Here is an 18,887-nt window from a genome sequence, read left to right as displayed (position 1 = left end):
ATAACAAGTATGCACACCTCAACCACCAGTACAGTTCCATTAGAACCTTGGACAGCAGAACAATTACAACAAGCGACACAGGGTGAGTGGTATAACGCAAAATCTCCACAAGGAGAAATCAAGCGAATTTTGACGGACTCTCGTCATGCCGAAGCAGGTGATGCTTTTCTTGCCTTGAAAGGTGAGCGTTTCGATGCACATGATTTTGTCGCGCAAGTTGCATCGCAGGGATGTCAAATGGCGATTGTTGAACGTCCAGTTGATGCTGATATTGTGCAGCTTGTGGTCAAAGATACGCGCTTGGCTTTGGGGCATTTGGGGGCTTATCGTCGTCAACAGAATCCACAACTTAAAGTGATTGCATTGACGGGCAGTAGTGGTAAAACCACAACTAAGGAAATGTTGGGAAGCATTCTGTCTCGTTTAGCACCGACGTTGATTACCCGAGGTAACCTCAATAACGATTTAGGGGTGCCGATGATGTTGCTTGAATTACGTCAAGAACATCGCTACGCCGTGATGGAGCTTGGGGCGAGTCATCAAGGTGAGATTGATTACACCTCAAATCTAGTGCAACCGCATGTGGCTGGCATTCTAAATATTGGAACAGCGCACTTAGGTGAGTTTGGTGGGCGAGGGGGTATTTGTCGCGCCAAGTCAGAAATTTATGCGCACATTTTGCCTGAAGGCACTGCGATCGTTCCTGCAAAGGATGATTATGCGGCAAGCATTCGTGAGTGTGCTCAAAAGCATCCAATTTTAAGTTTTGGTGAAGGTGGAGATATCTTTGTCACTGAGGTTGAACTTCACCCTCAATTTTCACAGTTTCGTTTGCATACACCGCAAGGTGTCCGCGCTGTGAATCTGCCCTTTGCAGGTGTGCATAATGTGGAAAATGCAGCAGCAGCCACCGCATTTGCCTTGGCGATTGGGATTGACCTCGATGATATTGTGCATGGCTTAGAACAGGCACAAGGTGCAAAAGGTCGTTTGAACTTTATTCAACATCAACAGCACCTATTTATTGATGATACTTATAATGCCAATCCAACCTCAATGCGTGCAGCTGCGAATGTCCTATTGCAGCAGCAAGGTTTGAAAGTCATGGTCATGGGCGACATTGGCGAGCTTGGAGAATCAAGTTGGCAAGAACACCATGACTTAGGCCGAGATTTAGCGGATTTGCCTTTAGATGCATTGGTTGTGGTCGGAGAGTTTGCTGAAGCAGCACAGCAGGGCTCAGCGCATGCCAAAACATTACATGCATTTGCCACACAAGCAGAGGCGCTACCGTTTTTAATTAATTTAGTGCAAAGACATCAACCCCAGTCGATGAGTTTCCTCTTCAAAGGGTCCCGTTTCACCCACATGGAAACGTTGATGGCTGATTTGATGGAGAAAATTTAAATGTTGTTATGGTTATTTGAACAATTGGCGGGGTATAACAGCTCGTTCCAAGTTGTTCGTTATTTAACATTGCGTTCATTATTGAGTCTACTGACCGCGTTGGCAATTGGATTGGTTTTAGGGCCGATCATGATTCGCAAATTACAAGCATTAAAATATGGTCAAGCGGTGAGTTCTTTTGCACCTGAAAATCATGCCAAGAAGATGGGAACGCCGACCATGGGCGGGATTCTTATTCTGCTCTCTATTGGTATTAGTACCCTGTTGTGGGCAGACTTATCAAACCCTTACGTATGGATTGTTTTGGGGGTTATGGTGGTGTTTGGCGCAGTCGGTTGGGCCGATGACTGGATTAAAGTCCGTTATAAAGACAATGCGGGTTTACCTGCACGGAAAAAGTTTTTTTGGACTTCGGTTGCTTCCTTAGGTGCTGGTGTTGCTTTATATGTGATTGCCAAACAACAAGATAGTGCTTTGCATACCGCGAATATGCTGGATTTATTGATTCCATTCTTTAAGAATCTTTCCATTCCACTTTCAGCAGTTCCACTCGGTTTAGCGTTCATAGCCTTTACTTACTTGGTGATCAATGGCGCATCTAACGCAGTCAATCTAACCGATGGTTTGGATGGCTTGGCGATTATGCCGATTGTGATGGTCGCAGCAGGTTTGGGCGTATTTGCTTATTTGTCTGGGGATATTCGTTTTGCCAATTATCTACATATTCCTTATGTGAAATATACCTCTGAGCTTGTGGTGATCTGTTCTGCAATGATCGGCGCTGGTTTGGCTTTCCTTTGGTACAATGCACACCCTGCTCAAGTATTTATGGGTGATGTTGGTGCTTTGGCATTGGGTGCGATGCTCGGTACGATTGCAGTCATGGTCAGACAGGAAATTGTATTTGCGATTATGGGGGGCGTATTTGTTATGGAAGCCATCTCGGTATTCTTGCAGATTGGCTCATTGCGGATGCGAAATAAACGAGTATTCCTAATGGCGCCTTTACATCATCATTATGAAAAACAAGGTTGGAAGGAAACCCAAGTGGTGATTCGCTTCTGGATTATTACGATTTTCTTGGTGGTTTTAGGGTTAATGACGTTAAAATTACGTTAAGCCACGATTCAAAAAAAAGCTGGTGAATACCAGCTTTTTTTATGCTTGGAGAAAAATAGATGAATTTGTTGATGTGTCCCGTTTGTCGCCAATCATTAAATTTGGTTGAAAATGCATGGCGATGTGATAACGGACATCATTATGATGTGGCGAAACAAGGCTATGTAAATCTGCATGTGGTGCAGCATAAGCATAGTAAAACGCCAGGGGATACGGCAGAGTCGGTGTTGGCACGCCGAGCGTTCTTGCAAGCAGGTTTTTATCAGCCCTTACAACAAGCTGTGGTTGAATTACTACAACAGTTAAAACCAAAAGCGATTTTGGATATTGGTTGTGGCGAAGGCTACTATACCAGTGCTATGCAGCGTTATAGCGAATACTGCATCGGTGTGGATATTGCCAAAACAGCAGTACAACGTGCGGCAAAATTAAATTCTGATGTGACTTGGGTGGTGGGTACGGGGGCAACCTTACCTGTACGAGATCATTCGATTGATGTCTGTAGCAGTTTATTTAGTCCGATTCCGCAAAATGAAATCGTACGGGTGCTGAGTGATCAAGGTTATTTGATTGTGGTTACACCTGCACCTAAGCATCTATTCGCATTGCGTGAAGCGTTGTTCGAGCAGGTCAATTTGCATGAACCACAGAAGTTTATTGAACAGCTTGAGTCTCAATTTGAGCTGAAACAGCAACGAATTATTGAAACAACAATGCAGTTAGATCAGCTCGCGCTCAGCAACTTAATTGCGATGACGCCCTATGCGTATAAAGCCAATCCAGAGCGGCGTAAAACACTTGAGCAGCAACAGCAGTTTACTGTCAGCGCCGCCTTTCAAATTTATCTATTTCAGAAAAACAAACAGCCATCAATTTGATGGCTGTTTAGGCTTTTATGATGGATTATTGGATTTGATTAATTAAATTTTCAATCCCATCACGTTCTCTTTGGGCGTTTGAGTTTTGAGGGTTTGAACCCATCGTCGGTGGTTGTTTTCTCTCAGGTGTGATGGTGTGTTCACCGTTTGATGTCGTACCCGATAAGTCTGAAAAATCACTTTGCGCTGAGCGTGTAGGTGCGGCAGGTGCAGGACGGTAAAGTGGGCGTGCGAGTGGTGGAGAAGCACGATATTCTTTACGATCCTCGCTTTGCTGGACTTGGAGTTGATCGTGAGAAATAGGATCTTTCGCATCTTTATCCAATCGAACCCATGCAGATGGCGTATCTTTTAAAGCATTGGCCATAAAGTTGGTCCAGATTGGTAGTGCAGCAACGCCGCCATATTCTCTGCGACCTAAAGTGCGCGGCTGATCAAAGCCGACCCAAGTTACCGTAACCAATTTGCCATTAAAGCCCGCGAACCAAGCATCTTTGGCATCATTGGTGGTTCCTGTTTTCCCGCCTAAATCATCACGACCGATTTTAAGTGCAGCACGGCCTGTACCATGTTGGATGACGTCACGCAAAATGTTGGCCATGTCATAGGCAGAGCTTGATTTTAAAATTCGCTGTGCTTGACGATAATCACTATTGGTCTTGGTGGATGGTTCAGCTTGAGCGACTGTCAACTCAGCTTCAGATGCTGCATTGGTATTTTCTAAGCTTTGATTGGTGATTTCTGTTACTTCAGGAGCATCTGCTTCTTGTTGCGGAGCAGGCGCTTTTGCATCGCCAATACATGGAATACATGCATATTCTGGCTTGGCACTATAAATGACTTTGCCAGAGGCATCTTCAATGCGTTTGATAAAATGAGGCTGGATACGATAGCCACCATTTGCGAAGGTTGCATAGCCCGTTGCCATCTGTACAGGCAAGACCTGTGGTGTTCCTAATGCAATGGTATAGTTACGAGGAATTTGATCATCCTGCAAACCAAAATCCATAAAGAGTTGACGCGTCCGCTCGATCCCCACATTTTGTAGCAATCGTACCGATACGGTATTTCTGGATAAATATAAAGCACGACGTAGAGGGATCATGCCCAGATAACGGCCATCGGAGTTTCTAGGCGACCATTTCCCAATGGTAATCGGGTTGTCATTGACCATACTATAAGGTGTCATGCCACGCTCTAAAGCCAATGCATATACAAAAGGCTTAATGGTTGAACCGGGTTGTCTCCACCCTTGTGTTGCACGGTTAAATTTCGATTGGTAGAAATTATAACCGCCAACAACGGCTTCGATCGCACCATCATTTGGATTTAAGGCAATGAGCTGACCTTGCACTCTAGGTACTTGGACCAAAGACCAAACGGTTTTTTCTTTATTTGGGCGTAAGCGAATAATATCTTTCACTTTGACAATTTGTGAGGCATTGGAAGGTGCACCGCCGACACTATTGGCATTGCGATATGGACGAACCCATGACATACCCGACCAATTGACGGTCACAGTCGAGCCATCCTGCATGAGCGCATCAAAGGAATTGTTATTTACTTTTACGACTTTGGCAGGATAGGTGTTGGCATAAGCCATAAATTGATTGAGGGGTTGATCATGTGCTTCTGGCCCACGCCAGCCATGACGACGATCATAAGCTTCCAAACCATCTTGAAGTGCCTGTTCAGCGTAGCGTTGGCGATTGCTATCAATGGTGGTGTACACCTTGTAGCCTGAATCAATCGCTTGATCGCCGAATTGTTTAACCAATTCTGAACGCACCATTTCGCCTACGTATGGAAACACATTGCTCACAGAGCGGTCCACCATGTTTAGATTGATGGGTTCTGCAACTGCTTTTTGATATTGAGTTTGGTTGATATACCCCAACTGTAGCATACGACCTAAAATCCAATTGCGGCGTTCAAGTGCACGTTGAGGGTTGGCAACAGGGTTATATTTTGAAGGTGCTTTGGGTAAACCTGCAATCATTGCCATCTGGGCAATGCTGAGTTCATCAATATTTTTGTTGTAGTAGATACGCGCAGCAGTAGCGATGCCGTAGGAATTTTTACCTAAGAAGATCTTATTGACATAAGAGCTTAGAATTTCTTGTTTGGTGAGGCTCTGTTCAATTTTTCGCGCAAGAAAGACTTCAGTTAGTTTTCGTCTTAAGGTTCGCTCTGGGCTTAAATAATAATTCTTCGCCACTTGCATGGTAATGGTTGAGCCCCCAGTTTGGACATCAGAACCAGTGACAGATTCGGTTATCGCTCGCCCCAAACCTTTAAAACTAATCCCACTATGCTCGAAAAAGGAAGAATCTTCGGCGGCCAAAAAAGCATGAATAAAGGTCGGTGGAATTTGCTCATATTCAACTGGAATGGAAAGTTTTCCGCCATATTCTGCAATTAGCTTATTATCTGCGGTATAGACCTGCAATGGTTTTAACAGTGGCGCCTTTTTTAATGAGCTCATATCTGGCAGTGATGGCGCGAGATAGAGATACATGCCATAAAATCCCATTGGAAGTGAGACTAAGATAATAATAATGATCAAAAAAAATGGGCGAACAATACCAGAACTGGATAGCTTTTTCATAATAAGTAAGTTTTAATAAGAGCGAATGACAAACTAATTGTGGTCAGTATATCCTTTAGACATACGGATTGTTAGATGGGTTATTGTATCCGTATTAATTAAAGACCAAAACAAATTAGTGTGTTGTATTTTTGGGGATAAAAAAATAAATAGGAAAATACTGTGCTCAGGTTATATCGTAAACCAAATAAGGGGTTAGTGGGTGTCGATATTAGTTCGACAACTGTTAAATTATTGGAGCTCTCTGTAAAGAACGGTAGATATTGGGTTGAAAGTTATGCCGTGATGCCATTGCCTGAAAATAGCGTGGTGGAAAAAAGCATTTTGAACCCAGAGGCGGTCGGTGATGCACTTGAGAGAGTGGTAAACCTCGCCAATCCACATACCAGCAATGTCGCAATTGCGGTACCGACTTCTATGGTGATTAATAAAATCATAGAGATGGACGCTGATATGACGGATGAAGAGCGTGAAGTTCAAATTCGTATGGATGCTGAGCAATATATTCCGTTCCCATTAGATGAAGTGAGTCTTGATTTTGAGGTTTTACCCGATCGATTGGTCAATCAGAATCGGGTAAATGTCCTTCTCGTTGCCACACGTACTGAGAATGTTGATACGCGTGTAGAAGTGCTTGAGCTTGCTGGATTAGCTGCAAAAACAGCTGATGTTGAAAGTTATGCAATGGAGCGCGCTTTTAGTGTGTTTTCGGACACATTGCCGATGGGTGCAAACACCGTTGGCATCTTAGATATCGGGCATACCATGACCACGCTATCTGTGATGCAAAAGGGCAAAATCATCTATACACGTGAACAAGTCTTTGGTGGGCGACAGCTGACCCAAGATGTTCAAAGTCGCTATGGTTTGTCATTTGAAGAAGCAGGACGTGCCAAAAAAGAAAGAACGCTTCCAGATGATTATGACATCGAGGTGCTCGAGCCATTTTTAGATGCCGTGGTGCAACAAGCAGCGCGTTCACTGCAATTCTTTTTTTCATCCTCTCAATTCAACGAGATCGACCATATTTTGCTTGCTGGGGGGAATGCCAATATTCCAGGCCTCGCAAAGTTATTACAACAAAAATTGGGTTACCGAGTAACGATTGCCAATCCATTTTTACAAATGGGTTTTTCTCCACAAATCGATATTAAAAAAATTGAAAATGATGCTTCCTCATTGATGGTTGCATGTGGTTTGGCATTGAGGAGTTTTGATTAATGGCAAAGATTAACTTACTCCCTTGGCGCGATGAGCTAAGAGAACAAAGAAAGAAACAATTTGTCGCATTTTGTGTTGGGGTGGCTGCATTAGGAATTGCATCTGTATTTACAGCGTGGATGTATTTTGATCACAAATTGAATGATCAAGAGCAAGCCAATCAGTTTATTGTCAGTACCAATCAAAGTTTGGATGTACAGCTCAAGTCTTTAGAGGGTTTGCAAGAACGCCGTAATGCCATTATTGAGCGAATGAAGTTGATTCAGGGTTTACAAGGACAACGCCCAGTGATTGTGCGGTTAGTTGATGAGTTAGTCCGTGTGACTCCACCAACCATGTACATCACTAAATTTACGCGAACTGGCGATAAATTCAGTATCGAGGGCAAGGCGGAAAGTCCAAATACTGTTGCTGAGTTGCTGCGTAATTTAGAGGCATCTCCTTGGTATCGTAATGCCTTTATGAATTCATTTTTGGCAGCAGAAGAGAAAAAAGATAAAACAGTAAGCTCTTTGGTTCCTCGTGTCGAAGAGAATTATGGAAGTTTTGTGGTCACTGTAGATTTGGGTGAAATCGGTACAGCTGTTGTCGCCGATCCAGCGTCAGAGACAGCAACATTAGGGACAGCGGGGGTGACACAATGAGTCAAGATGAATTAAATGATCTTAATCAAGACAGTGTTGCTGTAAAGAAGAAAAAAATGACAGTAGAGCAATTCTTCCAACAATTTAATACCTTGGATATGAATAACTATGGCAGTTGGCCACTCTCTGTCAAAGTCACTTGTTGGATTTTTATTCTTTTAGCAGTCGCTGCATTGGGTTATTTTGTGGTGGTGCAAAAGCAATTGGAAACCATTGCTAATGCGCAAGCACGAGAGCAAAGCTTGTTGAATGAGTTTAAAGAAAAAGAATCTAAGTTGCGTAATTTGCAGCAATACCAAACGCAATTACAAGAGATGGAAGCCAATTTTAATCAGCAACTAGAGCAGTTGCCGAAAGAAACAGAAATTCCAAGTTTGGTCGAGGATATGAACTTAACAGGCGTAAATTCTGGTCTGAAGTTTAAAAATATCCGTTTAGAAAAAGAAATTAAACAAGAGTTCTTTATTGAGCAACCTATCAGTATGGAAGCGACGGGTGATTACCATGCTTTCGGCGCTTTTGCGACAGGTATTGCAGCGTTACCGCGCATTGTGACTTTGCATGATTTTACGGTGGAAGCAAAAGCAGATACCCAGAAAAAATCCGATATTCCAGTGGTTAGCTACACTGTGAAAGCAAAAACCTATCGTTATGTTGGTGTTGATGATCAGGCCGCTATTGATGCGGGTGCGACAGCTCCATCTGCTCAAGGAGGACAGCGCTAATGAATCATTATAAGTTAATACTGGGCCTGTTTATTGGTTTTGGGTTGGTGGGCTGTGATTCTCGTATTGATGCGGTGAGTCAAAAAATGGCGGAAATTCGTAATCAACCACCTTTACCTATTGAGCCCGCACCTATATTTACCCCAGTACCTTTATTTAATTATTCAGCGCATCAGCTAAAGAGTCCTTTTATGCCAAGCTCTTTGGCGGCTGAATTAAAGATTATGGCAGGTAAGCGTGTTTATCCAAACTTCAATCGTCAACCACAGCCTTTAGAAAGCTATGCGTTGGAATCTCTGAATATGAAAGGAAGCATGCGTGGTCGAGTAAATCAGACCATTGCATTAATCCAAACACCAGATGGGCAGATTGAGCGCGTACAAGTGGGCAGTTATTTGGGGATGAATCAGGGGCGTATTATTAAAATTAGCCCGACTCAAATCGACTTGGTTGAAATTGTACCTGATGGACGAGAAGGTTATGTTGAAAGACCGAGAACACTCGTTTTAATTGGACCAGCGCCGTAAGATTAAGGGAATAACAATGAAAAAACAGTTTAAAGATTCTTTATTTGGGGAAGCGAAGACCATGAATCATGCATTCCGTCAATTTTCTATGGGTGCTGTCGCTATAGCTGTGATGCAGGTTGCATCAGCACAAGTCAGTATGACTAATATTGTGCCAATGAGCTTAGCTGATCAGGGGACTGAAATCCGTGTCATGTTTAATGGTTTGCCACCACAACCTCAGGCTTACCAGCTCGAGCAACCTTCACGTCTGATTTTGGATTTTGATAAAGCACAACAGTCTTTAAAGCAGACATCGATTCCTGTATCGACCAAAGAGGCCAGTTCCGTCGAAGTTGCTGCTGATGATCAGCGCTCTCGTGTGATCGTCAATTTGAAAGATGCAGGGGCGTTTACAACACGCGTTGAAGGCAATACCTTTGTTTTAAAAATTAATTCGGCACGTCCAGCGGCTGCAACGACAGCACCAGTTGCGGCTCGTCAAGCACAACAAGGCGTTTCCAATATTGGTTTTCAGCGTGGAAAACAAGGTGAAGGTTTGGTTGTGATTGATTTATTGGGGAGTAATACCCCAGTAGATGTACAACAACAGGGCAGTAAAATCGTAGTGCGAACCATGGGGAATAAGATTCCAACCCATCTCGCACGTCGCTTAAACACCAATGATTTTGCGACACCTGTCGCTGGAGTTGATGCATATAACGATAAAGGCAATGGCGTGATCACCATTCAGTCTGCGGGCAGCTATGAATACATGGCTTATCAAGCAGAGAATAAACTCACGATTAGCCTAAAGCGTCCTGAAGATAAATCGCCATTGCGAGCAAAATCACAAGCTTATACAGGCAATAAGATTTCTTTGGATTTCCAAGATATCGAAGTGCGTCGCGTACTACAGTTGTTGGCTGATTTTACCAATATCAATATGGTCGCTGCAGATACGGTACAGGGTAATATCACCCTGCGTTTGAAAGATGTTCCATGGGATCAAGCGCTCGATATCGTGTTGAAAACCAAAAATCTTGATAAACGCCGTAATGGAAATGTGATCTGGATTGCGCCTGTTTCAGAGCTGATCAAAGCGGAAGAAGAAGAAGCGAAAGCCATTGCACAAAGTGTGAAGCTTGCGCCGATTCAATCCGAATATATTAAACTCAGTTATGCCAAAGCTGCAGATATTTTAAAGTTAATTGAAGAGTCTCGTGATGGTAAGGGCGGAGTCTCAAACCGTACTGCGAACTCTGACTCATTGGCTTTGGAGAGTTTGCTCAGTTCTCGTGGCAGTGCAGTCGCAGATGTGCGTACCAATACCTTGATCGTCAATGATACTGCACTCAATATTGACAAGATTCGTAAGATGGTGGATTTGTTAGATGTATCAGTCAAACAAGTCATGATCGAAGCACGTATCGTCAGAGCGAGTACAGACTTTACCCGAGAGATGGGGGTGAAGTGGGGAATCTTGTCACAAGGTGTCACTCGAAATAATGACTTGTTGGTGGGTGGTAGTGATACCACGCTATGGAACCTTAGAAAGCCTGAAAAAGACAGTGATACAGGTGGTTGGAAATACGAGATTGAACGTCCAGACAATTTAAACGTAGATTTGGGTGCGACTACCGCTGGTGCAAGTCGTATCGCTTTTGGCTTAATTAGCCTATCTGACTTTATGCTGGATCTCGAACTTTCAGCCGTTCAAGCAGATGGTTATGGCGAGGTGATTTCAACACCAAAAGTCATGACTGCGGATAAACAACCTGCGAAAATTGAATCAGGAACTAAAATCCCTTATTCGTCCTCGACGGGTGCTGGTGCAAATGCTGTGCCTAAAACAGAATTTATTGATGCGACATTGAGCTTAGATGTGACGCCGAGTATTACCCCAGAAGGTAAAGTCATGATGAAGCTCAACATCACTAAAGATGCGCCAAGTAATCCAACACCAACGGGTCAATTGACGATTAGTAAGAACTCGATTGATACCAATGTCTTGGTTGATAACGGCGAAACTGTTGTTCTTGGTGGGATTTTTGAACAAGAAAATATTAGTTCACAAATCAAAGTTCCATTCTTGGGTGATTTACCGTATGTCGGTCGTCTTTTCCGTCGTGATTTAAAAACGGATAATAAACGTGAACTGCTTATTTTTGTGACGCCGAGAATTGTTAATGACACTTTGACGAGAAATCATTAATATATTTTCAATAATTGCAATTAATATAGGTGGCGCATTGCCAAGCAAAGCGTTTGAAACCCTACCAAATATTTATTTGGTAGGGCCAATGGGGGCAGGAAAAACAACGGTTGGTCGACATTTAGCAGAGCTGTTAGGACGTGATTTCATTGATAGCGATCATGAGATTGAGCGTAAGACAGGAGCCACTATTCCATGGATATTCGAAAAAGAAGGGGAAGTGGGATTTCGTTTGCGTGAAACCAATGTGTTGAACGATCTCACTGCCCGTTCTGCACTTGTGTTAGCGACAGGTGGCGGTGTTGTCACACAACCGAGTAATCGAGAATTTTTAAAACAACGCGGCATTGTTGTTTATTTATATACGCCTGTAGAACTTCAACTACAGCGAACCTATCGCGATAAAAATCGTCCATTATTACAAGTAGACAATCCCGAACAGAAACTGCGAGATTTATTGACCTTGCGAGATCCTTTGTATCGTGAAGTTGCAGATTATATAATCGAGACAAATCAAGGTGCAGCAAGAGATTTAGCGCAGCGCATTCTACAGGTTATTTTATCTAAACAAATTAAGTAATTCTCGAGTTGGTTTTAATTATGCAAACGTTATATGTTGAGTTAGGTGATCGTCGCTATCCGATTTTTATTGGAAGTCATTTAGACCCTAAGCTGTTGCTTGAACCTTATCTACATGGGCGGCAAGTGATGTTGGTGTCAAATACGACCGTTGCACCGCTCTATTTACAGCATTATGCGGATGCATTAACTCAACTCGATAAGCAAGTTGCGCAATGCATCTTGCCTGATGGTGAGCAATATAAAAATATTCAACATTTAAATTTAATTTTTGATGCCTTGCTGGAAGCTGGTTTTAACCGTGATTGTACGGTTTTGGCATTAGGTGGTGGTGTGATTGGGGATATGGCAGGTTTTGCCTCTGCGTGTTTTCAGCGTGGGGTGAATTTTGTACAGGTTCCGACTACCTTATTGTCACAAGTTGATTCAAGTGTCGGTGGGAAAACAGGGATCAATCATCCTTTGGGCAAGAACATGTTAGGTGCTTTTCAGCAACCTCAAGTGGTACTGGCTGATATGGCACAGCTCGATAGCTTGCCCGATCGTGAACTTTCAGCAGGTCTTGCTGAAGTCATTAAATATGCTTTATTGGGCGATGTGGATTTCTTATCGTGGTTAGAGCAAAACATGGATGCGTTGGTTGCCAGAGATGCAAATTTACTTGCAGAGGCAGTTTATCGCTCATGTGCGCATAAGGCTAGAATTGTTGCCAATGATGAAAAAGAACAAGGCGAACGGGCATTACTTAATTTGGGTCATACCTTTGGCCATGCCATTGAATCGTATTTAGGTTATGGCGTGTGGTTGCATGGCGAAGCGGTTGCGACGGGTATGGTGATGGCGGCAGACCTATCTCATCGTCTAGGTTGGATTTCGGCTGAAGATCTGCAACGTACAAAAAAAATCATTCAACGTGCTCATTTACCGATATTATGTCCAAAAATTCCACTGGATGAATTTTTGGCTTACATGTCGCATGACAAAAAAGTCTTAAATGGCCAACTGCGCTTAGTTTTGCTTGAGAAATTAGGGCAAGCCATAATTACAAAAGATTTTGATGTTGAGCTTATGAAGCAAGCTATTTTAGCAAATCAATCTGCATAATGAATTACGAAAGGAAAGCATCGCTGTGTCACGATCAATTTGGCAAAATATTCAACAATATAGCTGGCTGGTTTTCGCACTGGCTTGTTTAATTGCCGCATTGATATTTTGGGCTGTTACTGATAGTGATGCCTTGGTGGAAGTCGAGCAGCCATCTAAAATTGAAGTACCCGTCCAGATACAGCCAGAAAAAGTTGCGGCGACAACGCATTTGGGTGCACTTGCAGATGCGGTCCGACCTTTAGATCTCACCGCCCGAGTTGTTGTAACCAATGAACATACCCCAGAGTTTCGGGGCACTAAATTTGTCAAAGACAATCAGCGTCAGTGGGTGATGGAGATTTTCCGTAGTTCAAACGAGGCGATCATCAAAAACTTTTTGTTGAATCGTGCTGATCGCAAAAAGTTCATTTATTTCCGTTTGAGTGGTCAGGATCAAGTCGAGCAATATGTTTTGGCTTATGGGGTGTTCTCTAGTGCAGAGGATGCAAATCGCCAGTTTTCTCAATTGAACTTGGCACTTCCTGAGTCTATTCAACCAAAGGCTCAGCGACTTTCGACCTATGCCGATTTAGTCAATGATTTAGGTGCTGATGAAATGAAATTGGCGACCAATCAGCTTTATGCAATTCAGTTAAAACCTGCTGCGTTGCCTCGGGTTGATGAGTCTTTGTTGATGGGCAGTTCATCAGCAACGACGCCATCGGTGAATAGTGGCGCAACCAGTGCATCGACAACAGTTAAAACAACAGTGACCCAGCGTGATGCACAAGGCAATGTGGTCAATGTTCAGCAAAATCATTCTACGGCTCCAGCACCTTCAAATGCTGAAAAAATAAAAGAAAATTCAGATACTTCAAGACGAGAAATCAGCGACCCATTTAATTAGCATCGCACCATGATGGTGCTTGCTGATTCTTTTTGTGGCATTTAGCTTCTTTGTGGTGCAACTATACTCATTGTGTGATCACTCTTCACCATTATAATTTAAACTTATTTTAATTTTTTTAATGATTTAGTAAATTTATGCTTAATTGGCATGTTTTTTGCTATTTTGTGGTGCTGTTTTGTCTACTCCTCATCTTTCTGTGTGCTAAATGGTTCATTAATTTAGTGAAATGGAAAGTTTTCTGCTTTACAAAGCCTTGCTAAGGTGTAATAACTGAAAACACTTTATATGGTAAATGCGCTGATTCTTGGAAAAGAAAGGCGTATATTGCAAATCCGCCAGTAAAAATGTTTTCGCGAAGCATTGAACTTTATGTGAGTTAATCGGCAATATCGCAGAAAATGAATTGATTGTTTGTTGCTCGAAAGAGCCATGTTTAAAGAAGGGTACGCTATGCACATGCCATCGCCTAATACTGTAGCTCCCGCTCAAGGTTTATATCAACCTGATGAGTTTAAGGATAACTGTGGTTTCGGTTTGATCGCCCACATGAAAGGGGAATCAAGCCATCATTTAGTTGAAACCGCGATTCACAGTTTAAGTTGCATGACGCACCGTGGTGGTATTGCCGCTGATGGTAAGACAGGAGATGGGTGCGGATTGTTATTGGCTATGCCGAAACAATTTTTCCGTGATGAAGCGCTGAAACTCGGAGTAAACCTAACAGAGGTTTTTGCTGCGGGTACCGTATTTTTAAATATTGATCCTGCGCTTGCTCAGAATGCAAAGAATATTCTCAATAAAGAAATTGAAGCGGAAGGTTTAAAGGTTGCAACATGGCGTGTTGTACCAACCAATAACGATGCTTTAGGTGAAATTGCATTGCAGTCTTTACCTGTTTTTGAACAGATTCTCGTGAACTGTCCAATGGGTGTCACTGAAGTTGAATTTAACCGTAAGCTTTTTTTAGCACGTCGTCGTGCAGAACAACAATTACATAATGATCCATTATTTTATGTCACCACATTGGCGACAACAGTGATTACCTATAAAGGTCTGATGATGCCAGCAGCAATTGCTGACTTTTATACTGATTTGGCTGATGAGCGTTTGACTTCACACATTGTGGTGTTCCATCAGCGTTTCTCGACCAATACTTTACCGCGTTGGCCATTGGCTCAACCGTTCCGTTATCTTGCGCATAATGGTGAGATCAACACGATTACTGCGAATCGTAACTGGGCATTGGCACGTACTCCAAAATTTGAAAATCCATTATTGCCGGGTTTAACTGAATTGAATCCGATTGTGAACCGTACAGGTTCGGATTCTTCAAGCCTAGACAATATGCTGGAAATCTTGGTGGGCGGTGGCATGGATTTATTCCGTGCACTGCGTATGCTTGTACCACCAGCATGGCAAAACGTTGAAACTTTAGATGCTGATTTACGTGCTTTCTATGAGTTTAACTCGAAACATATGGAAGCGTGGGATGGCCCAGCGGGTTTAGTGGTTCAAGATGGTCGCCATGCGATCTGTATGCTGGATCGTAATGGCTTACGCCCAGCGCGTTGGGTGATCACTAAAAATGATTACATCACCTTGGCTTCTGAAATTGGGGTATGGGATTATCAACCTGAAGATGTTGTGTCGAAAGGTCGTGTCGGTCCGGGTCAAATCCTCGTTGTTGATACCTTGACAGGTAAAGTCCTTGACACTAAAGATGTCAGCAACCACCTGAAAAACATGCGTCCATACCGTGAGTGGTTGCGTGATCATTCTATTCGCTTGAAAGCAAATCCAGAGCTTGAAGAACAGCTTATTGATCAAGGCTTAACAGCTGATGCATTAAAAGCAGCGCAAAAAATGTTTATGGTGACATTTGAAGAGCGCGATCAATTGTTACGCCCAATCGCAGAAAGTGGTCAAGAAGCTGTCGGCTCAATGGGCGATGATACCCCAATGGCGGTATTATCACGTCAAGTACGTCATGTCTCTGATTACTTCCGCCAACAGTTTGCGCAAGTGACCAATCCACCAATCGATCCATTACGTGAATCAATTGTGATGTCATTGGAAACGTGTATTGGTCGTGAACAAAATGTGTTTGAACAAGGACCTGAGCATGCTGACCGTATCATCATCGCCAGTCCTGTATTGTCAAATGCGAAGATGCAGTTGCTACGTGATGTTGAAAAAGAACGTGACGGCTATGCAGTTGTAGATATTGATCTGAACTATGCTGAAACTGAAGGTTTGCAAGCAGCGATTACGCGTATTTGTGAAGAAGCTGCACAAGCGGTTCGTGATGGTAAAACGCTAATTGTATTAACGGATAAGAACTTCCGTGAAGGTTTCTTGCCTGCAAACTCTGCATTGGCAACAGGTGCGGTACATCATCATTTAATCAAGACTGGTTTACGTACTGACGCGAATATCTTGGTTGAAACAGGTTATGCACGTGATCCACATCAATTTGCAGTGCTGCTTGGTTTTGGCGCAACTGCGATTTATCCATATTTAGCTTATGACGTGATCAATGATTTGATTGCCAAAGGTGAGTTGTTGGGTGATCCGATCTACGCGCAAGCAAATTTCCGTAAGGGAATCGAGAAAGGTTTACTCAAAGTTCTTTCTAAAATGGGAATTTCGACCGTTGCTTCTTATCGTGGTGGTCAATTGTTTGAAGCAGTTGGTTTATCCTCAGAAGTGGTGGATCAATGTTTCCTTGGCGTACCAAGCCGTATTCAAGGTGCAACGTTTACAGATTTAGAGAAAGACCAGAAAAAATTGGCGATCACTGCTTGGCAGCATCGCAAGCCAATTGATCAAGGTGGTTTGCTCAAATTTGTATTTGGTAAGGAATACCATGCCTTTAACCCAGATGTAATTAACACCTTACACAAAGCAGTTCGTTCAGGTCAGTACCAAGACTTTAAAGAATATGCAGAGTTGGTTAATAATCGTCCAATTGCAACGATTCGTGATTTATTCAAATTAAAAACCACCAATCCAATTGCGTTAGATCAAGTTGAAAGCATTGAAGAAATTCTTCCACGTTTTGACTCTGCAGGTATGTCTTTAGGTGCATTATCACCAGAAGCACATGAAGCGATTGCGATTGCAATGAATACCATTGGTGGTCGTTCAAACTCGGGCGAGGGCGGTGAAGATCCTGCGCGTTATGGTACGATTCGTAACTCAAAAATCAAACAAATTGCATCAGGTCGTTTCGGTGTAACACCAGCCTATTTAACGTCTGCTGAAGTGTTACAGATCAAAGTGGCACAAGGTGCAAAACCGGGTGAAGGTGGTCAGTTACCGGGTGGTAAAGTGAATGGCTTAATTGCGCGTTTACGTTACTCAGTTCCGGGCGTGACTTTGATTTCACCACCACCGCATCACGATATTTATTCAATTGAAGATTTATCACAATTGATCTTTGACTTGAAACAAGTCAATCCACAAGCAATGGTATCGGTGAAACTGGTTTCTGAGCCGGGTGTCGGTACGATTGCAGCGGGTGTGGCAAAAGCATACGCAGACTTTATTACCATTTCAGGTTATGACGGTGGTACAGCGGCATCGCCACTTTCATCTATTCATCATGCAGGTTCGCCATGGGAATTGGGTTTAAGTGAAGCGCATCAGGCTCTTCGCGTGAATGATCTGCGTGGTAAAGTCCGTGTGCAAACCGATGGTGGTTTGAAAACAGGTCTTGATGTGATTAAAGCTGCGATTTTAGGTGCGGAAAGCTTTGGTTTTGGTTCTACCCCAATGATCGCGCTTGGTTGTAAATACCTACGTATTTGCCATTTAAATAACTGTGCGACCGGTGTTGCTACTCAGCAAGATCATTTGCGTGAAGAGCATTACATTGGCGAGCCACAAATGCTGATTAACTTCTTCAGGTTTATTGCTGAAGAAACACGTGAATTATTGGCTGCGTTAGGTGTTTCGTCACTGAAAGATTTGATTGGGCGTGTTGATTTGCTTGAAGTTATTTCGGGTGACACTGAAAAGCATGCGCATTTGGATTTGAGTGCACTATTAACCTCACATCCATCGGCTGAAGGCAAAGCACAATATTGCCAAGTTCAAGGCAATGCACCTTTTGATAAAGGTCTATTGGCTGAACAAATGGTGGCAGAGATGTTGCCAGCGATTGAGGCGGGCACCGGTGGTTCATTTAACTTCCGAGTCGGTAACTGTGATCGCTCGATTGGTGCACGTATTTCAGGTGAAATTGCCCGTCGTTACGGCAACTTGAGCATGGAAAGTAGCCCAGTGGTGATGAATCTTGTCGGTACGGCAGGTCAGTCATTGGGTGTCTGGAATGCGGGTGGTTTGCATATCAAACTGGAAGGTGATGCCAACGACTATGTCGGTAAAGGTATGGCGGGTGGTTGTGTATCGATCTTCCCACCAAAAGGTTCACCGTTCCAAACACAAAACACAGCGATTATTGGTAACACCTGTTTATATGGTGCGACTGGCGGTAAAGTCTTTGCTGCAGGTACTGCGGGTGAGCGTTTTGCAGTGCGTAACTCAGGTGCTTTTGCGGTGATTGAAGGTGCGGGCGACCATTGCTGTGAATACATGACTGGCGGTGTCGTGACTGTACTGGGTAAAGTGGGTCATAACTTCGGTGCAGGTATGACGGGTGGTTTTGCTTATGTACTCGACCTTGATAATGACTTTGTTGACTACTACAACCATGAACTCATCGACCTAAATCGTATTTCGACTGAGGCGATGGAAGATCATAAAGAATATTTATTGCGTATTCTTGATGAGCATATCCAAGAGACAGGTAGTGCTTGGGCCTACAAGATCCGTAATGAGTTCGACTTCTATAGTCGTAAATTCTGGCTAGTAAAACCAAAAGCTGCTAATTTGCAAACGCTTTTGAAAAAGACTCAAGCCGATCCACAATAATTCTACGACTGCAAAGACATAGGCAGGTGCAAGTGGTGAATGACATCGCTGCGC

Annotated in this window: 13 protein-coding genes; 12 read left to right on the top strand and 1 reads right to left on the bottom strand. The window is 43.2% G+C overall.

Going from position 1 to position 18,887, the window contains the following annotated elements:
* Positions 1 to 9 precede the first annotated feature (9 nt).
* From F991_RS15470 to F991_RS15460, 3 genes are read left to right on the top strand one after another with little or no spacing between them, the layout of a single operon-like run.
* Entirely contained in the window at positions 10 to 1,407 is a 1,398-nt protein-coding gene (locus F991_RS15470) for a UDP-N-acetylmuramoyl-tripeptide--D-alanyl-D-alanine ligase (RefSeq protein ID WP_004673223.1), read from the top strand.
* Positions 1,408 to 2,526 (top strand): phospho-N-acetylmuramoyl-pentapeptide-transferase, encoded by a 1,119-nt coding sequence (gene mraY / locus F991_RS15465; RefSeq protein WP_004673221.1) that lies wholly within the window; start codon positions 1,408 to 1,410, stop codon positions 2,524 to 2,526.
* Between the two features lie 59 nt (positions 2,527 to 2,585).
* Complete coding sequence (locus F991_RS15460; RefSeq protein ID WP_004673220.1) at positions 2,586 to 3,404, top strand: putative RNA methyltransferase; 819 nt, start codon at positions 2,586 to 2,588, stop codon at positions 3,402 to 3,404.
* A gap of 25 nt (positions 3,405 to 3,429) precedes the next feature.
* Here F991_RS15460 and ponA read toward each other — a convergent pair whose 3' ends face one another.
* Positions 3,430 to 6,012, bottom strand: a complete 2,583-nt coding sequence (ponA, locus tag F991_RS15455) for a penicillin-binding protein PBP1a (protein ID WP_004673218.1) — start codon at positions 6,010 to 6,012, stop codon at positions 3,430 to 3,432.
* 162 nt (positions 6,013 to 6,174) lie between these two features.
* Here ponA and F991_RS15450 point away from each other — a divergent pair, with 162 nt between their 5' ends.
* The 9 genes from F991_RS15450 to gltB all read left to right on the top strand — a co-directional run bounded on the left by F991_RS15450 (position 6,175) and on the right by gltB (position 18,833).
* On the top strand, positions 6,175 to 7,233 hold the full coding sequence (locus F991_RS15450; RefSeq protein ID WP_004673217.1) for a pilus assembly protein PilM: 1,059 nt from the start codon (positions 6,175 to 6,177) through the stop codon (positions 7,231 to 7,233).
* On the top strand, positions 7,233 to 7,877 hold the full coding sequence (locus tag F991_RS15445; protein ID WP_004673214.1) for a PilN domain-containing protein: 645 nt from the start codon (positions 7,233 to 7,235) through the stop codon (positions 7,875 to 7,877). Before F991_RS15450 ends, F991_RS15445 begins: the two co-directional genes overlap by 1 nt.
* Positions 7,874 to 8,602 carry a type IV pilus inner membrane component PilO gene (locus tag F991_RS15440; RefSeq protein WP_004673213.1) on the top strand — a complete coding sequence of 243 codons (729 nt, stop codon included), beginning with the start codon at positions 7,874 to 7,876 and terminating at the stop codon, positions 8,600 to 8,602. Before F991_RS15445 ends, F991_RS15440 begins: the two co-directional genes overlap by 4 nt.
* Complete coding sequence (locus F991_RS15435) at positions 8,602 to 9,129, top strand: pilus assembly protein PilP (RefSeq protein WP_004673211.1); 528 nt, start codon at positions 8,602 to 8,604, stop codon at positions 9,127 to 9,129. The genes F991_RS15440 and F991_RS15435 overlap by 1 nt, the downstream gene beginning before the upstream one ends.
* 61 nt (positions 9,130 to 9,190) lie before the next feature.
* The gene (pilQ, locus tag F991_RS15430; protein ID WP_416201922.1) at positions 9,191 to 11,323 is read left to right on the top strand and encodes a type IV pilus secretin PilQ; all 2,133 of its coding nucleotides are present in this window, start codon (positions 9,191 to 9,193) and stop codon (positions 11,321 to 11,323) included.
* Positions 11,324 to 11,333: 10 nt separating this feature from the next.
* The gene (gene aroK / locus F991_RS15425; protein ID WP_121928933.1) at positions 11,334 to 11,903 is read left to right on the top strand and encodes a shikimate kinase AroK; all 570 of its coding nucleotides are present in this window, start codon (positions 11,334 to 11,336) and stop codon (positions 11,901 to 11,903) included.
* Between the two features lie 20 nt (positions 11,904 to 11,923).
* Positions 11,924 to 13,006, top strand: a complete 1,083-nt coding sequence (gene aroB, locus F991_RS15420; protein ID WP_004673205.1) for a 3-dehydroquinate synthase — start codon at positions 11,924 to 11,926, stop codon at positions 13,004 to 13,006.
* 19 nt (positions 13,007 to 13,025) lie between these two features.
* A complete protein-coding gene (locus tag F991_RS15415) occupies positions 13,026 to 13,895 on the top strand; it encodes a hypothetical protein (RefSeq protein WP_034595732.1) in 870 nt (289 codons plus the stop codon).
* Between the two features lie 459 nt (positions 13,896 to 14,354).
* The gene (gene gltB, locus F991_RS15410; RefSeq protein WP_171063502.1) at positions 14,355 to 18,833 is read left to right on the top strand and encodes a glutamate synthase large subunit; all 4,479 of its coding nucleotides are present in this window, start codon (positions 14,355 to 14,357) and stop codon (positions 18,831 to 18,833) included.
* The last annotated feature ends 54 nt before the right edge of the window (positions 18,834 to 18,887 follow it).

This window comes from Acinetobacter sp. CIP-A165, assembly GCF_000367985.1.
Taxonomy (GTDB): Bacteria; Pseudomonadota; Gammaproteobacteria; order Pseudomonadales; family Moraxellaceae; genus Acinetobacter.
The sequence above is the reverse complement of the archived record's forward strand: the minus strand, read 5'-3'. Positions and strand labels throughout refer to the sequence as shown.

What these genes read in the sequence shown, in the direction of transcription:
- F991_RS15470 (WP_004673223.1), top strand. Translation starts at nt 10, where the DNA reads ATGCACACCTCAACCACCAGTACAGTTCCATTAGAACCTTGGACAGCA.
- mraY (WP_004673221.1), top strand. Translation starts at nt 1,408, where the DNA reads ATGTTGTTATGGTTATTTGAACAATTGGCGGGGTATAACAGCTCGTTC.
- F991_RS15460 (WP_004673220.1), top strand. Translation starts at nt 2,586, where the DNA reads ATGAATTTGTTGATGTGTCCCGTTTGTCGCCAATCATTAAATTTGGTT.
- ponA (WP_004673218.1), bottom strand. Translation starts at nt 6,012, where the DNA reads ATGAAAAAGCTATCCAGTTCTGGTATTGTTCGCCCATTTTTTTTGATC.
- F991_RS15445 (WP_004673214.1), top strand. Translation starts at nt 7,233, where the DNA reads ATGGCAAAGATTAACTTACTCCCTTGGCGCGATGAGCTAAGAGAACAA.
- F991_RS15440 (WP_004673213.1), top strand. Translation starts at nt 7,874, where the DNA reads ATGAGTCAAGATGAATTAAATGATCTTAATCAAGACAGTGTTGCTGTA.
- F991_RS15435 (WP_004673211.1), top strand. Translation starts at nt 8,602, where the DNA reads ATGAATCATTATAAGTTAATACTGGGCCTGTTTATTGGTTTTGGGTTG.
- pilQ (WP_416201922.1), top strand. Translation starts at nt 9,191, where the DNA reads ATGAATCATGCATTCCGTCAATTTTCTATGGGTGCTGTCGCTATAGCT.
- aroB (WP_004673205.1), top strand. Translation starts at nt 11,924, where the DNA reads ATGCAAACGTTATATGTTGAGTTAGGTGATCGTCGCTATCCGATTTTT.
- gltB (WP_171063502.1), top strand. Translation starts at nt 14,355, where the DNA reads ATGCCATCGCCTAATACTGTAGCTCCCGCTCAAGGTTTATATCAACCT.